This is a genomic window from Bradyrhizobium sp. Cp5.3 (genome assembly GCF_000426265.1).
GTDB lineage: Bacteria > Pseudomonadota > Alphaproteobacteria > Rhizobiales > Xanthobacteraceae > Bradyrhizobium > Bradyrhizobium neotropicale.
The window spans coordinates 303057-317946 of sequence record NZ_AUFA01000009.1; the positions used below are offsets into that span (position 1 = coordinate 303057).

The 14890-nt window shown below is 65.4% G+C and carries 16 protein-coding genes; 6 read left to right on the forward strand and 10 right to left on the reverse strand.

Translation table 11 applies throughout. From position 1 onward, the window contains the following. Window positions 1-127 precede the first annotated feature (127 nt). Window positions 128-2032, reverse strand: a complete 1905-nt coding sequence (locus tag K289_RS0115460) for a sensor domain-containing diguanylate cyclase (RefSeq protein WP_027552360.1) — start codon at window positions 2030-2032, stop codon at window positions 128-130. 184 nt (window positions 2033-2216) lie between these two features. Further along, complete coding sequence (locus tag K289_RS0115465; RefSeq protein ID WP_027552361.1) at window positions 2217-2438, reverse strand: dodecin; 222 nt, start codon at window positions 2436-2438, stop codon at window positions 2217-2219. Window positions 2439-2614: 176 nt separating this feature from the next. Here K289_RS0115465 and K289_RS50460 point away from each other — a divergent pair, with 176 nt between their 5' ends. Then, window positions 2615-2752: a hypothetical protein gene (locus K289_RS50460; protein WP_156917986.1), complete on the forward strand. Its 138-nt coding sequence runs from the start codon at window positions 2615-2617 to the stop codon at window positions 2750-2752. 5 nt (window positions 2753-2757) lie between these two features. On the opposite strand, the gene K289_RS0115475 is transcribed toward K289_RS50460, so the two are convergent. The 4 genes from K289_RS0115475 to K289_RS44460 all read right to left on the reverse strand — a co-directional run bounded on the left by K289_RS0115475 (window position 2758) and on the right by K289_RS44460 (window position 5784). Next, window positions 2758-4026: a glycosyltransferase family 87 protein gene (locus K289_RS0115475; protein WP_027552362.1), complete on the reverse strand. Its 1269-nt coding sequence runs from the start codon at window positions 4024-4026 to the stop codon at window positions 2758-2760. A 129-nt stretch (window positions 4027-4155) separates the two neighbouring features. Further along, a complete protein-coding gene (locus tag K289_RS52295; RefSeq protein ID WP_245283928.1) occupies window positions 4156-4527 on the reverse strand; it encodes a peptide chain release factor-like protein in 372 nt (123 codons plus the stop codon). Window positions 4528-4539: 12 nt separating this feature from the next. Further along, window positions 4540-4692, reverse strand: coding sequence for a hypothetical protein (locus K289_RS52300; RefSeq protein WP_245283929.1), 153 nt, complete (start codon window positions 4690-4692; stop codon window positions 4540-4542). A 231-nt stretch (window positions 4693-4923) separates the two neighbouring features. Further along, window positions 4924-5784: an RNA ligase RtcB family protein gene (locus K289_RS44460; protein WP_245283930.1), complete on the reverse strand. Its 861-nt coding sequence runs from the start codon at window positions 5782-5784 to the stop codon at window positions 4924-4926. Between the two features lie 455 nt (window positions 5785-6239). Here K289_RS44460 and K289_RS0115490 point away from each other — a divergent pair, with 455 nt between their 5' ends. Both K289_RS0115490 and K289_RS0115495 read left to right on the forward strand, forming a co-directional pair. Continuing rightward, window positions 6240-7241 (forward strand): family 16 glycosylhydrolase, encoded by a 1002-nt coding sequence (locus tag K289_RS0115490; protein ID WP_027552363.1) that lies wholly within the window; start codon window positions 6240-6242, stop codon window positions 7239-7241. 2 nt (window positions 7242-7243) lie between these two features. Beyond that, a complete protein-coding gene (locus K289_RS0115495; RefSeq protein WP_027552364.1) occupies window positions 7244-8695 on the forward strand; it encodes a GH1 family beta-glucosidase in 1452 nt (483 codons plus the stop codon). A 15-nt stretch (window positions 8696-8710) separates the two neighbouring features. On the opposite strand, the gene K289_RS0115500 is transcribed toward K289_RS0115495, so the two are convergent. Then, window positions 8711-9268 (reverse strand): HNH endonuclease, encoded by a 558-nt coding sequence (locus K289_RS0115500; RefSeq protein WP_025033554.1) that lies wholly within the window; start codon window positions 9266-9268, stop codon window positions 8711-8713. A gap of 161 nt (window positions 9269-9429) precedes the next feature. Between K289_RS0115500 and K289_RS51575 the strand changes: the two genes are divergently transcribed. Further along, window positions 9430-9726, forward strand: coding sequence for a hypothetical protein (locus tag K289_RS51575; protein ID WP_198024715.1), 297 nt, complete (start codon window positions 9430-9432; stop codon window positions 9724-9726). Further along, window positions 9666-9953: a tripartite tricarboxylate transporter substrate-binding protein gene (locus K289_RS47725; RefSeq protein ID WP_027552365.1), complete on the forward strand. Its 288-nt coding sequence runs from the start codon at window positions 9666-9668 to the stop codon at window positions 9951-9953. The genes K289_RS51575 and K289_RS47725 overlap by 61 nt, the downstream gene beginning before the upstream one ends. 83 nt (window positions 9954-10036) lie before the next feature. On the opposite strand, the gene K289_RS0115510 is transcribed toward K289_RS47725, so the two are convergent. The 3 genes from K289_RS0115510 to K289_RS0115520 form a co-directional block, all read right to left on the reverse strand. Next, complete coding sequence (locus tag K289_RS0115510) at window positions 10037-11809, reverse strand: NAD(P)/FAD-dependent oxidoreductase (protein WP_027552366.1); 1773 nt, start codon at window positions 11807-11809, stop codon at window positions 10037-10039. A 152-nt stretch (window positions 11810-11961) separates the two neighbouring features. Continuing rightward, window positions 11962-13047 carry a DUF2855 family protein gene (locus K289_RS0115515; RefSeq protein WP_027552367.1) on the reverse strand — a complete coding sequence of 362 codons (1086 nt, stop codon included), beginning with the start codon at window positions 13045-13047 and terminating at the stop codon, window positions 11962-11964. A 95-nt stretch (window positions 13048-13142) separates the two neighbouring features. Beyond that, entirely contained in the window at window positions 13143-13790 is a 648-nt protein-coding gene (locus K289_RS0115520) for a DNA-3-methyladenine glycosylase (RefSeq protein ID WP_027552368.1), read from the reverse strand. A 225-nt stretch (window positions 13791-14015) separates the two neighbouring features. Between K289_RS0115520 and gluQRS the strand changes: the two genes are divergently transcribed. After that, window positions 14016-14888 (forward strand): tRNA glutamyl-Q(34) synthetase GluQRS, encoded by an 873-nt coding sequence (gene gluQRS / locus K289_RS0115525; RefSeq protein WP_027552369.1) that lies wholly within the window; start codon window positions 14016-14018, stop codon window positions 14886-14888. Window positions 14889-14890 lie beyond the last annotated feature (2 nt).

Genomic DNA, 14890 nt, shown 5'->3' on the forward strand with positions numbered 1-14890 from the left:
AATCGGAGAGCCGCTCGTATTCGACGCGGAAGCCGCATCGAAGCTGTTGTCGCGCAAAGACGCCGCTCATCGGCCGTAGCGCAGCGGCAAGGGTGTCGTTCGCTACGCCCGGTGAGCTGTCGACCCGTCATGCGGTTTTCGCCGGCCAGGGCACGACCTGCCCCGACATCACCAGCCGGTCGCGGCCGCCATCCTTGGCGGCGTAAAGCGCGCGGTCGGCGGCGGCCACCAGTGCGCTGCAATCCGCCGTCGTCTGGGACGGAACACTCGTCGCGCCGCCCACGCTCGCGGTAACGAGGCGTGACGGCAGGTTCTGCGCATGCAGCATCGCGAGGTCGCGCAGCGCGTTGCGGATCTCTTCGCCGACCTCGACACAGCCATCCGCGCCGGTGCTCGGCAACAGCACGGCGAATTCCTCGCCGCCATAGCGCGCCGCGAGGTCGGCCGGGCGCCTGGCATGGGTGGACAGGATCCGGCCCAGTGCGCGCAAGCACCTGTCGCCGGCCAGATGTCCGTAATGGTCGTTGAATGTCTTGAAATGATCGACGTCGATCAGCAGCAGCGAGAGCTGCGTGCCGTCGCGCCGGGCGCGTGCCCATTCCTCCGCGAGGCGCTCGTCGAACGCGCGACGGTTGGCGAGCCCGGTGAGACCGTCGGTTGCTGCGAGCGAGGCGAGCTTGTCCTGCAGATCCTTCTGCTCCGTCATGTCGCGCACGACCGCGACGACGCCGTCGATCTCGCCGCTGTCGGACGCCCGCGTCACGTGCAGGGCCGACTCGGCCCAGATCTCGCCCTTGTCGCGATGGCGCTGGCGATACACGAATCTCGCTTCCTCGGCCTCGCCATTCTTCAGCGCAACGATGGCTTGCTCGACCCGCTCCATGTCCTCCGGATGAACGCCGGCCACGGCCGATGTGCCCAGGAGTTCGTCGGGAGACCAGCCGATGATGCGCGCGCATGACGGAGAGACGTAGATCAGCCGGTTATCGAGCCCGATCCGGGTCACCATGTCGCTGGATTGCTCGGCCAGCAGGCGGAAATGGGCTTCCTTGGCGACCAGGGCTTGTGCCATGCGCTGCCGCTGCGCGAACTGGCGGACCAGGTAGAAGCCGATCACCGCGATCAGCAGGACGAGGCCGATGACGACGGTCATACGCACGACCGCCGCGCGGCGCCAGGGCGCGAGCACGTCATCCTGCGACTTGGTCGCCAGCACCATCAGGGGATAGCGGTTGCTGCGCTGGTAGTAGCTCAATCGCTGCACGTCATCGAGGGGCGACTTGAAATAGTAGACCGCCGCGGCCGGCCGGCTCTCCCATTCCCTGAACAGCGGCGCCTTTGACAGGTCGCGTCCGACGAAGGCGCCGCTCTCGTCGCGGCTGCGCGCCAGCATGATGCCGTCATTGTTGAGCAGCGACGTCGAGCCGTTCGGCCCGAAGTCGAAGCGCTCGTAGAATTTGACGAAATAGGCGACGTCGATCGTCAGCAAGGCAACGCCGGCGAAGCTGCCGTCCGGATGATTGACCCGGCGTGACGCGGTGATGATCCACTGGCCGCCGGCGCGGCTCCGGACCGGCCGTCCGATCAGCGTGCCCCGATCTGGCGAGCTGCGATGATGCTGGAAATATTCGCGGTCGCTGTTGTTGAATTTAGAGAAGTCGACATTCTCGGTCGTGGCAAGCCATCGGCCGGTCTCGTCATAGACGAAGATGCCGCGGATGCGGTCCGAAGATTTGCGGGTGGGCAGATAGGTCTGAAGCTTTCCGATCGTGTCCGAGCCCATTCCATCGAGCTCGAGCCGGTGGACCAGCCCGACCAGGATCGTATCGACGAGCTCGAACGTGTCGTCCGCATGCTGGACCAGCGATTGCGCGAGATTGGCGACGTCGATCTCGGCATTCCGGAGCTCGCTGTTGCGCGCTTCCCATTCGCGCCAGCCGCTCAGAACCAGGATGGCGACGCAAATCAGCACGACGAAACCTGCCGCCCAGAGCGGAAGATGCGTCTTGCCGAGTTCGCGGCTCGTGACCATGGAGGTCTGCTCCAATTCGGCGCAAACCTCTCACTTTGGGCTTAACGGCCTCTTGCAACATCCGCGCTGATTGTGCGGAGCCCGTATTCGGCCGGAGGAAGTCCTTGTCAATTCGACGGGTTATCCTCGCACGACATTAACCACGCGCGGCCCGCGTGCACGTTGCGCGCAGTGCTGCCGCCCTCTAGCCCTCCAGCGTGAAGCCGACGCGGAGCGTCACCTGGTAGTGGCGGACGGCGCCATTCTCGATGTGGCCACGCGTCTGCACGACCTCGAACCATTTCATATCGCGAATGGTCTTGGCGGCGCGGCTGACCGCGTTCTTGATCGCATCATCGATCGACGTCTCCGATGATCCGACGAGTTCCAGGATCTTGTAGACGTGGTCCTTCTCGGCTGTGGGCATGGGCGAACCTCCGCTTGTGTGAGCTCTGGCAGGCCGGGACGTGTCGCCGGCCGATTCTATCAGTGAGTCGTACGCACGCCAATCTGAACGGCCGGGGCGGTACTGGGTTCCGTTATTGGCCCGCATGCGCCGGCCGAGGTGGAGCGGGCCGCGTTCGCCTGCTAAGCGCTGTCTCCATGGATTCGCGGCGCGACAGGACCATCGGCTTTCTCTGCCTGACCGCGATCATTCTCGGCGAGCCGCTCGGCCTGCGCGAGGTCGCGGCGATGGCGCTCACGCTCGGCGGCGTGACGCTGGCGTTGCGGCGCGCGTAGGCAGGTTATTCCGCGAGGTGTGCAGCCTGGGGCAGGGCGGGCGCAGGCTGCGCGGTGCGCCATAGCACCTTCAGGAGCAGCGCAAGCAGTGCCATCATGGCAAGGCCGGCAATGGCAGGTGCGAAATGCTGGTCGCGATCGGCGATCTGTCCGAACTGTGCCAGCAGCCGCGCCGACTGCAACAGCCCATAGGCGCCGGCAAACAGGATCAGTCCGTACATCACACTGCGCTCGCGCGGACTCGCCAATTTGCCAAGGTCGGGCAGCAGCAGAGCGAGGCCGATGCCGAGCATCGGCAGGTCGTAATCATAGGCGTAGGGGCTGATCATCACCGACACCATCGCGGCGATGCCGAGCGCGAACGCCGTCGAGATGCCGCGCGCCATGCCGAGGAAGACGCCGAGCAGCACGGCGAGTAGCGCGAGCCCCGCAACGGCCGCCTGTCCCCAGAAGGCGATGCTTGCCGGGAGGCCAGCCTTGTAGAGCGCCGCATAGGTCGAGATCATGCGGAACAGCGGATAGAAGCCTTGCTCGAGATAGCTCGCCGACTCCCTGATCGCGCCAAGCCAGGCGGTCCAGATCTGCCATCCGAAGAGGAGCGTGCAGAGCAGCGAGCTCGCCAGCACCACGGCGGCGGCGGTCGCGAGCGCGACCCAGCGACGCGTTGCCAGCAAATAGACGCCGGCGGCAATCGCAAGGTGCGGCTTGATCACCATGGCGCCGAGCGCGAGACCTGCGAGCACCTGCCGACGCTCCAGGTTGACGCAGACGAGGCCGATCAGCGCCCCTGTGAGAAAGCCGTTCTGTCCGCAGCCGATGGTGATCGCAAGCGCCGGAAACAGGATCACTAGCACCTGCGCGAAATTGTTGCGGGCGATCGTGCGCAACGTCACGAGATAGAATGCCATCGTTGCGGCGGTGAACAGGAGATAGCCGACGCCGACCGGCAGGAACGCGAACGGCGCCACCAGCAGGTCGTATTGCGGCGGATAGGTCCAAGGCATGAAGCTGAGCTTGCCGCCGGAAGCCGCGACCTGCATCTTCAGCAGCGCCTCGAAATGGTAGACCTGATCGAGATCGCCGAGCCAGACGCGCTGTGCGACGATGTAGAAGGCGTCGAAATCGGCGAGCTCGCGATCCGCCCAGCTGCCCCAGCGGGCGAACCAGAACGTCTTGAAGACGACGATCACCGCCAGCGCCGCCAGCGCGAAACGCACATAGGTCGCCCGCTTCGACGGCGAGAACTGAACCTGTTCCAGAGTTTCCGCGAGCATAGGAGGCGACCTCGAACCTGACCGATGGGCGGACGGCAGGCCGGACCGCCCATCCCGGCCGAGATTGCCGTCAGAGGCTTAAAGGACGGTAACGAAAGGATAAGGATTTTTGCGGATGGGGCCTCCTGTTCACGGCTTCGCCGGCTTGAAATCGGGTCCCTCGAAACGCAGGCCGGTTGCGCCGCGGACCACGCTGTGATGCGCAGCGTGGATCAGGCGCGCTTCGCCGTGCTGCGCCAGCCGTGTCCGTGCATCGAGCAGCGCGTGGAGGCGCGCGAGGGCAAGCGCCTTGTTTCGGTGCTGCGAGCGTCCGTCGCGTGCGGTGGCGGCAAGGCCGGTCGGCACGTGCGCGGCGCGCACGGCACTTTCGGTCTTGTTTTGATGCTGGCCGCCGGGCCCTCCGGCGCGGAAGCTATCGAAGCGGATATCGGTGGCCGCGTGTGTCGCGGCGACCTCGCCCGCCGCAAGCTCGAATACGCCGATGAACCAGTTCTTCCTCATGTGGCGTGGCCGCTAGGGACTCTTGCTGACCCACAGCACCGATCCCGATGTCCACCGCCGCGCGAGATCGCGCGCCGCATCGCCGTCGAGGACCGCGATGGCCGATCCCGGGCCGTGGCCGTCGCTGTCGTGCTCCTGCGCGATCGCACAGGAGCACGACAGCATCCGCCTCGGTAGTCAGTCGTCGGAGCGCGTTGGCAAGCGCGATGCGGCATTCCGCCGGCCCCTGTCCAGATGTGAAGAGCAAACGGATCATCGACGCTCCTCCCGCCGCCCGCGCTCGTCGGCGACCCTCTTGACCGTCACGAGCGGACGGAACGAGGCGACGACGCGCGCGCGGCCAAACGCTTCGAGGTCGGCGATCACGCCTGCGATCGGCTTGTAGGCCTCCGGCGCTTACTCGACGAGCAGCGCACGATCCTCGCAGATCACCCTGCCGCCGAATGGATTGCGCATCAGCCTCTCGCGGTCGGACTTCCTCGCACCGACGCGCCCGCCCATCGAGGCGCGGTCGTATTTGCGCCCCGCACCGTGCGCGATGGATGCCAAGGCCTCCAGCGGCGCGTCCGACAGCGGCTCGACGAGATAGGACAGCGCACCGCGCGATCCGGGAACGACGACGAGCCCCTGGTCGGATGGCGCGGCGCCCTTCCGGTGCAGCACGCCGTCCGCGCGATGCTCGACGCAATTGTGCGAGCACTGACAGACAAAGTCGGCGTCGCAGCGCAGCGCCTGCGCGGCCCGCGCGGCGATCAGCAGCCGGTTGGCGGTGGCCCAGCGAACCGCGTGATCGTGGGCGTGCAAATAGGCGCGCCCAGGCTCGCTGTCGGGATCGATCGGGTGCAGGCCTTCTGTGATCCGGCTTTCGAGCAGGGCGTGGCCGAGGCCACGCGATCCCGAATGCGTCAGCACATGAGCGCGCGAGCGGTCGATTCCGAACGAGGTATCGACGACGTCCTCGACCGCAAGCAATTCGCAGAAATGATTGCCGCCGCCGATCGTGCCGAGCGCAGAATCGAAGGCGGACGGTTCAAGTCCCGCCGCTTCGATCTTGCCCCTGATGTCGCCGTCAAAGGGACGCTCGATGTCACGCAGACGTTCGGCGGCCTTGTCGATGCGCAGCTTGCGCACGCGGACGTCGAGCGCAAACAGCGCCATGCCGCAGCCCGCGTCGGAGCCGACAAAGGCCGGATGGATCCGGTCGGCGAGGATGGCGCAGCCGACCGGGCCGTACTTGCCGGGATGAAGATCCGGCATGCCGGCCACAGTGCGGGCATCGCTGCGACCTGCTCGAGCTGGTGCACGGCGGCGCCCTCGATCCAGGTCTTGGACGAGTAGAAAGTGTGGACCGGCGCGCGGCGGTCCACGATGGGAGGATTGCCCATGTCAAAAATCCGGGAGAAAGGCAGGGAGAAATACGCGCTCAGGCGCGCGTAGGCTGTGGCCCGATCCCTCGCCTCACGCGAGGTCTCTAGGCCTGGCGGCTCCAGGTGGAGCAGCGAGCGATGCTCGTCATCGTCTGTCTCCTGTTCAAGCGGAGCGGAATGCTCGATGCGGAGCGGCTATAGATCACATCCGGCGTGGATTGGCAATCCTGGGCTGAAGCCTTGATGCTGCTCGTGAAAGTCGCCGGGATGCACCGTCGCTCTTGCCCGGCGGAATGCCGAGGAGCTAACCTCGCGCGCGTTTCCTGGCGTGTTCGATGTGCGGTGATGATCGGCCGTTGGACGAAGGGCAGTTTGGTCGCGATCGGCCTGTTCGCTGTGCCCGCACCGGGCGTCGCGCAGGACGACCTCGACGTCGCGCCAGACAGCATTTCGCTGCAAGTGACGACCGATCCCTCCACGATCGAGTGCCGCAGGCTCGAGACGGTCAATCCGAGTTCGCTCGTCTTCCTGCCGCTGCGCCGGACCTTCAATGAGGATTTTGACGAGCATCCATTGTCCAGCGGACGCTGGGTGCCGCATTACGCTGGTGGCGCGGCCTGGCCGGAAGCGCGCTACTGGGGCGGCGACGGCTCCGATTTCAAGCGCAAGACCAGCGCCAATGGCGAGCAGCAGATCTATGTCGATCCACGTTACGCCGGCCGCGCGACCACGGCGCTCGGGCTCGATCCCTTCAAGGTGAAGGACGGCGTGCTCTCGATCGTCGCAAGCCGCACCCCGCCGGAGCTGAAATCCGTGCTGTTCAACAACGACTACATCTCGGGGATCCTGACCACCCAGGGCACGTTCTCGCAGAAGCACGGCTATTTCGAGATCCGCGCCAAACTCCCGATCGGCCACGCGGTATGGCCGGCGTTCTGGATGCTGGCGGATGACGGCGGCTGGCCGCCCGAGGTCGATGTGCTCGAAGGCCGCGGCGAGCGGTCGGGCGACATGGTGATGACGACGCACTGGCGAATTCCGGCAACCGGCAAGATCCAGTCCTGCGGCTTCGACTTCGGCGTCGCGGATGCTTCCAACACATTCCACAATTACGGTGTGCTGTGGGAGGAGGATCGCCTGGTCTATTTCATCGACCGCAGGCCGGTCTCCGACATCAAGGTGCCGATCGGCTTCGACGATCCCATGTACATGATCGTCAATCTCGCGATCGGATCGAAGTTCTTTCTCGGTGTCGGTCCGGTCGATGCGGAATCGCCCTCGACCGTCGCATTCGAGATCGACCGGATTTCCGCCTATCAGATCGACATGGAGCAGGCGCGGAGATGACGATGTTCGCGAACCTCTCGCGCCGGTCTTTTGCAGGGCTTGCCGGCCTCGCCGCGCTCGGCATGACGACGCGCGCAAGCGCCGCCGAAAGCGATACCCACGCGCCGGCGCGCTTCCCGAAGGATTTCGTGTGGGGCACGGCCACCTCGTCCTACCAGATCGAAGGCGCGGTCAATGAGGACGGCCGTGGCAAGTCGATCTGGGATGTCTTCAGCCACACGCCAGGCAAGATCGAGGACGGCACCACCGGCGATCGCGCCAACGAGCATTATCATCGCTACAAGGAGGACGTCGGGCTGATCAAGGCGCTCGGTGTCAAGGCCTACCGTTTCTCGATCGCATGGCCGCGGGTGTTTCCGGACGGCACGGGGCAGCCCAACCCCAGGGGCCTCGATTTCTACAACCGCCTCGTCGACGAGCTGCTTGCCAACGGCATCGAGCCCTACGCCACGCTCTATCACTGGGACCTGCCGCAGGCGCTCCAGGACCGCGTCGGCGGCTGGCAGTCGAGCGACACTTCGAAGGCTTTTGCCGACTACGCCGCTTACGTCGCCGCACGCCTGACCGATCGCGTGAAGACCATCTTCACCGTGAACGAGGTCGGGCGCTTCGTGAATTTCGGCTACGGCTGGGCCATCGATGCGCCCGGCCTCAAGCTGCCCACGGCGCAGCTCAATCAGGCTCGCCATCACGTCGCGCTGGCGCACGGGCTCGCCGTGCAGGCGATCCGCGCGTCGGGGCGCGCCGGCACCAAGGTGGGCGCGGCGGAAAACATTGCGGCCTGCGTGCCGGCAATCGCGACGGCGGAGAACATCCGCGCCGCCGAGATCGCGACGCGCGAGCTCAACGCCGGCTTTCTCGGCGTGGTGCTGGAGGGCAAGTACACCGACGGCTTCCTCGCCTATGCCGGCGCCGACGCGCCGAAATTCACCACTGATGAGCTGAAGATCATCGGCACGCCGAACGATTTCGTCGGCCTCAACATCTATGCTCCGCAGTTCTACGTCACCGCCTCCGACCGCGCGCCGGGCTTTCACGTGCTGCCTTTTCCGACCTCGTTCCCGCACATGAATTCGGAATGGCTGAGGATCGGCCCCGAGGTGATCTACTGGGCGCCGCGCATCGCTGCAAAAATCTGGAACATCGACACCATCTATATCAGCGAGAACGGCACCTCATCCGAGGACAAGCTCGCCGCTGACGGCCAGGTCTACGACCTCGACCGCATCATGTTCCTGCGCAACTACCTGACCCAGATGCAGCGTGCGGTCGCCGAAGGCGTCCCGATCCGCGGCTATTTCCTGTGGAGCCTGATGGACAATTTCGAGTGGATTTTTGGCTACGGGAAGCGCTTCGGCCTCTACCGCGTCGACTTCGAGACCCAGGCGAGGGTCCCGAAACTGAGCGCAGCGTTCTACCGCGACGTGGTGGCGCGCAATGCGATCGGCGTGTGAGGGCCAACGCCAGCCCTACGGATCCAGCTCCGTATCCCAGTAGAGATAGTCGAGCCAGCTGTCGTGCAGATAGTTCGGCGGGAAGAGGCGGCCGTTGCGGTGGAGCTGGTGCACGGTCGGCGCGAACGCGGTCTGGCGCGGAAACATCTTTGCCTGCGCCGGTGTCAGATTGCCTTTGCGCAGGTTACAGGGCGAGCAGGCCGCGACCACGTTCTCCCAGGTGGTCTGTCCGCCTTTGCTGCGCGGGATGATGTGATCGAAGGTGAGGTCTTCGGGCGAGCCGCAATATTGGCAGGCGAAACGATCGCGCAGGAAGACGTTGAATCGGGTGAAGGCGGGGTGGGTGGTCGGCTTGACGAAGGATTTGAGCGAGACGACGCTCGGCAGCTGCATTTCCAGCGTAGGACTTCGAACCGCCTGATCGTAGTGTGCGACGATGTTGACGCGGTCGAGGAACACCGCCTTGATCGCGTCCTGCCAGGACCAGAGCGACAGCGGGTAATAACTCAGCGGCCGGAAGTCCGCATTCAGCACCAACACCGGCCAACTGCCCTGCGAGACATGTGCGTTCAAGTAACGCTCCCGGCCTCCATATACGCTGCGAAGCAGCATGTATTGACATACTACATGCAGCGTGACGGGATTGTGAAGCCCGCTGAGAGACTTATTCAGGCGCAAGCAATGCGGCAGCGGGGTGGCAAACGCTCAAAAACGCCGTGATTTGGGAAGGGTTCATGCGTGGCTGGCTCGCCGTGCTGCTCGCGGCCGTGCTTGGTGCTGCGTCGATTCGGTGCGCAATAGCCGAGGATTATTCTGCGCGCCCCGTCACCATGATCGTGCCGTTCCCGGCGGGCCGCGCCACCGACACGCTGGCGCGGTTCCTCGGTGAACGCCTGCATGCCGTGCTGAAACAGCCCATCGTCGTCGAGATGTCAGCGGTGCGGCCGGCTCGCTCGGCGTCGGCCGTGCCGTGCGCGCCGCGGCCGACGGCTACACGCTGTCGATTGGAACCTCGACCACGCACATGCTGACCGGCGGGCTCTATGCGCTGCCGTTCGATCTGTTGCGCGCTCTCGAACCGGTCATCCTGATCGGCAGCGTGCCGCTGCTGATCGTCGGCCGCAAGGATCTGCCCGCTGACGATCTCAAACAATTGATCGCGTGGCTGAAGGCCAATCCGGACAAGGCCTCTGTCGGCATCGCCGGCGTCGGGGATCAAGGTGGAGTGATTCCTGGCTGTCATTCCGGGGCGCGATAAAGTCCCGAGCCCGGAATCCATCGCGCCGCGGATTTCGGGGGTGAATGGATTCCGGGTTCACGCTTCGCGTGCCCCCGAGTGGTTTACGTTGTGACCACTCCCCGCCCCAGCATCCCTTCCTCGATCGCCTTGATCTGGAGCGCGAGGTATTTCGAGTTGATGCGGCACTGCGCGAGGCTGCCGGCGATGAACCAGAGGCCGGGCTGTTTCGTGCGCGCATACATGTTGCGCAGCTCGAAGCCGTCGCCAAAGCCCCAGACTGGGCCGACGCGGTCGGCCATGGCATCGCCGAACAGCTTTCGCACCAGATACTCCTGCGGCTTGTAGCCGGTCGAGAGCACGATGAGGTCGGCGGTGAGGAGCGCGCCGTCCTTCATGCGAGCGCCTTCGGCGACAAAGCTCTCGATGTCGGCGAACTGCTTCAGATTGATCGCGCCCTCGACGATGAGGTTGGAGCAGCCGACGTTGAAATAATAGCCGCCGCCGCGGGTGAGGTATTTGAACTGCCAGCCGGTGCCGGCCTCGCCGAAATCGAGCTTGAAGCCGACGCGCCGCAGGCCGTCCAGCAGCTCCTTGTCGAGCTCCTTGGACTGCTCCGTCAGCATCACATGGGTCTTCCTGGCGAGCGGCGTCGGCATCGAAGTCGCGATCAGATCGTTGTCCTCGAGCGTGCCCTCGTTATAGGTCGCATACGCAAGCTGCGCCGACGGTTCGATATTGGTCACCAGCGTCGGCGAGCGCTGCACCAGCGTGACCTCGGCGCCACTCGAGCAGAGGTCCTGCGCGATATCGTGGCCGCTGTTGCCGGTGCCGATGACGATGGCGCGCTTGCCTTTCCAGTTCTCGCCGTCGTCATAGCGGCTCGAATGCAGCAATGTGCCCTTGAAGTTCTCAAGGCTCGGAATGTCCGGCATGTTCGCGATGCCGCTGACGCCGGTCGCCATCACCACGTGGCGCGGATGCATGGTGCGCGTCGTGCCGTCGCGGCGGAGCGTGACGGTCCAGTGGCCCTTTGCGTCGTCGTAGGCGCCGCCCGCGAACTCGGTGCCGGTCCAGTAGTTCAGCTCCATGGCGTCGACGTAAGCCTCGAACCAGTTGGCGAGCTTGTCCTTGGGGACATAGACCGGCCAGTTCGGCGGGAACGGCATGTAGGGCAGGTGATTGACCTGCACCTGGTTGTGCAGGGTGAGCGCGTGATAGCGCTTGCGCCAGTTGTCGCCGATGCGTGGCCAGCGATCGACGATCAGCGTGTCGACCTGCAACTGCTTCAGCCGCGCCGCGATCGCGAGCCCGGCCTGGCCGCCGCCGACCACCAGCACGACCGGGTTGCGATCGGTGTAGTCATTCGATGCCTTGCGCAAATCGAGCCAGTTCGGCCCGCGGAAATCGCGCGAATAGGCCTGGCCGCGCGGGCGCGTTGTGCCGAGCTGCTCTTCAAAGCCCTTCAGCTCGTCGAGGGCGGTGAGCAGCGTCCAGGCTTTCAGCCGGTCGCCATCAGCGGAATCAGGAACAAGCCGGACGATGCCGTTGCCGCGGCCGATCGCAGTTTCGAAATTGAAGATCGCTTCGATATTGTTGGTGCCGGCGCGCGTCACCCAGCGTGGCACCGCGCGATTGGGCGCGATCTTGAAATTGCCTGGCGCCACCTTGGGCACGAGCGCAGTCAGCTCGTGCGCGATCGCCTCGCGGCCGGCGATGGTCTGCAGGTTCCAGCTCAGCGCCAGCGCATCGCGCCAAAAACTGTCGGCGAGGAAGAGGCGGTCCAGTGCGGCGCGATCGGGCTGGCCCAGCGCGCGCTCGAACTCGTCGAGCCAGGCCTGCGCGGATACGGAAATATCCTTCGTCCTGTCCAGCATGCGCGACCTCGTGGCCGTCTTCGCGGCGTTTCCTCGAGCATGATCCGGACCCGGAGGGCCGCGCAGCGCAAAGTGTGCAGCGGTTTTCCGAAAGATCATGCTCCAATAAGAGAGGCCGAGGCTATCTGGTTTCGGTGGCGTCCAAAAGCCGGTTACCCGAGCAGCGAGAGCATGTGGCCCTGCTCAGGCGGAATACGACCCTTCAGCGTGTCGAGATAAACCTGCCGCACTGCCTCCGGTCCGCGGCTCTCGACCACGGCGAGGCACCTCTCCAGGAGCGATGCAAAGTCCGACCATGCCGCGCCAAAACACTGCTCGATGCCGCCTGGGCCCCATTCCCTGGCGCGCTTGCGGATCTGGTCTGGGGCGAAGAACCAGCGCGGTTTTGCGCCGGGCAGCACGCCCTCGTCGGCGTCGGTGGCGCGATGCGTCAATCCGACACGCACGGAGCATTTCATCTGACCGCTGAAGTGATGGTGCAGCCCGGCGCGCAGCGCGCTGTTGCCGGCCATGTCGACAAAGGCGACGGCGGTATCCGATGGCAGCGACGTCACGCGATCATAAGTGACGACTTCGTCGTAGCAGCCGAGCGAGCTGACGAATCCGGTGTTGCCGGCCGATGTCAGCCCGATCACTTTGCGGCCGCGCGTGTGGAGGAGATGCGCAAGCCCGAACGCAGTCTTGCTCGAAGCGCTCGAGAGCAGCACGGTACGCGCGCCAAAATCGTCGTTCTCGGCAAGGAAGTCGTCGACCAGGAATGACAGCATGAACAGCGGCCGCAGCAGCGCCTGGTAGTCGCCCTGCCGCCCGGCGTAAGCGGGATCGCCGGTCACGCGCGCATAGGCGTTGTAGACCGGCGCCACGCCTTGCCGGTGCGCGGCGCCATCGCGTAAGCCCCGCTTGCTGACGTCGGTCGCCTCGATCACGAGATGCGTCGCCATCGGGAAGTACCCGAACAGCCGCTCGCCCACGGCGACGTTCGGATGGTTTGAGGCGATCACCTCGCCAAAGCCCCACACCGGGACGTTGCCGAAGCCGTTCGGCGCAGGAAACAGCTGCCAGTATTTCATCTCGTCGCCGAGCACTGCATAGGTGATGTTGTTGGCGGTGAAGGCGAAGCGGTCGACCTTCACGAGCAGTGCGTCCTGCGGCAGCGACTCGCCTGCAGGAAGCTTGGTTGCGATCGTCTTGCACGTTTCGAGATCGTCCCGCGCAACGATGAAGTCGGTGGCTGTCATGGTGTTGATCCCGGTTCGGGCCCGCGCCGGCATCTCTTCGGTCGCACGCGCGACATTTGCAACAGCAACATAGTTTTAAACGCTGTTCGGCCGCATCAGGCCGTCAGCACGCCCTCGCGCTTCTTCACCGCGCGATAATAGCTCCACCACAGATGCGCCGCGGCACCGCGCATGGGCCGCCAGGGTTCGGCGAGCGGGGCCATCTGCTTTTCCGTCGGCCGCGCCTTCAGCCCCAGCCCGATGCGAATGCCCTCCTGCACGGCGAGGTCGCCGGCCGGCCAGGCATCGCCATGGCCGAGGCAGAACAAGAGATAGACGTCCGCGGTCCACGGCCCGATGCCCGGCAGCGAGATCAGCGTGTGATGCGCGGCGTCGGCATCTTCTTCGGCGAGCACCTCGAGGTTCAGCCGCTGCGCGGTGATCTCGCGCGCCAGATGTTTCAACGTCTTGATCTTCGCAGCGGAGAGGCCAAGCCGCCCCAGCCGATCGGTGCGGGCGCGGCGCACGGCGTCATGGTCGAACGGATCGAAGGCGGCCGAAAGCCGCCCCCAGATCGCCGAGGCGCTCGCGGTCGAGAGCTGTTGCCCGCAGACGATATGCGCAAGGCCCACAAAGCCCGGTTCGCGCCGCCGCAAGGCGGGCATGCCGGCGACCTCGAATACGGGTTTGAGGCGCGGATCGCGTTTCACCAGCGTGTGGACGGCCTCTTCGAGGTCGGACTGGGCTTCGAGGTGGATGGTCATCGTGGTTCGGCAAACTCTCTGCGACGTCATGACCGGGCTTGTCCCGGCCATCCACGTCTTTCCAACCGCACGTCATTGTTAGCATGAGTGACGGTCGTCGTATTCCTCCGCCACCTTGACATGGTCGCCATGTGGCACCGAAGAACGTGGATGGCCGGGAAGTAGGCGAGCGGAAGCGACGCCGTCCTTCGGACGGCTATGCCCGGCCATGACGAGATCTGTCGTATGTCGCCACCCGTTTTCCGATTCGCTCCGAGCCCGAACGGCTTCCTGCATCTCGGCCACGCCTATTCCGCGCTGCTCAACTTCGATCGAGCGCGCGAGACCGGCGGGCGGCTGTTGCTGCGGATCGAGGACATCGACGCGACGCGTTGCCGGCCCGAATACGAGACGGCGATCTACGACGACCTCGCCTGGCTTGGCATCGCCTGGGAGACGCCGGTACGGCGGCAGTCGGAGCATCTTGCCGATTACCGCGCCGCGCTGGAGAAGCTTGTCGCGCTCGGCCTGGTCTATCCCTCCTTCGAAAGCCGCGCCGAGATCGCAAGGCTCACAGCCGCGCGCGAGGCGGCCGGGTCCTGGCCGCGCGATCCCGACGGGGCGCCGCTTTATCCCGGCGCCGCGAAATCGCTACCTGCCGACGAGCGCGCTCGCCTCATCGCGGCCGGGGCGCCCTATGCCCTGCGGCTCGACATGGCGGCTGCCTGCCGCCGCGTTGCCGGCCTGACCTGGCGCGAACTGGGCGTGGGGCCGGACGGCGAGCGTGGCATTGTCGCGGCGCGGCCGGAAGCCTGGGGCGACGTGATCCTCGCCCGCAAGGAGACGCCAACGAGCTACCATCTGTCGGTGGTGGTCGATGATTCGCTCCAGGGCGCGAGCGAGGTGGTTCGGGGCCAGGACCTGTTTCACGCCACCTCGGTGCACCGGCTGCTGCAAACGCTGCTCGACCTGCCGGAGCCCGCCTACCGCCACCACCGGCTGATTCGGGATGCTGAGGGGCGGAAGCTGTCGAAATCGACCGGCTCGACCGGTTTGCGGGAGTTGCGCGCCGCCGGTGCCTCGCCCGCGGACATCCGCCGGCTGGTGGGATTAGGTTAAGT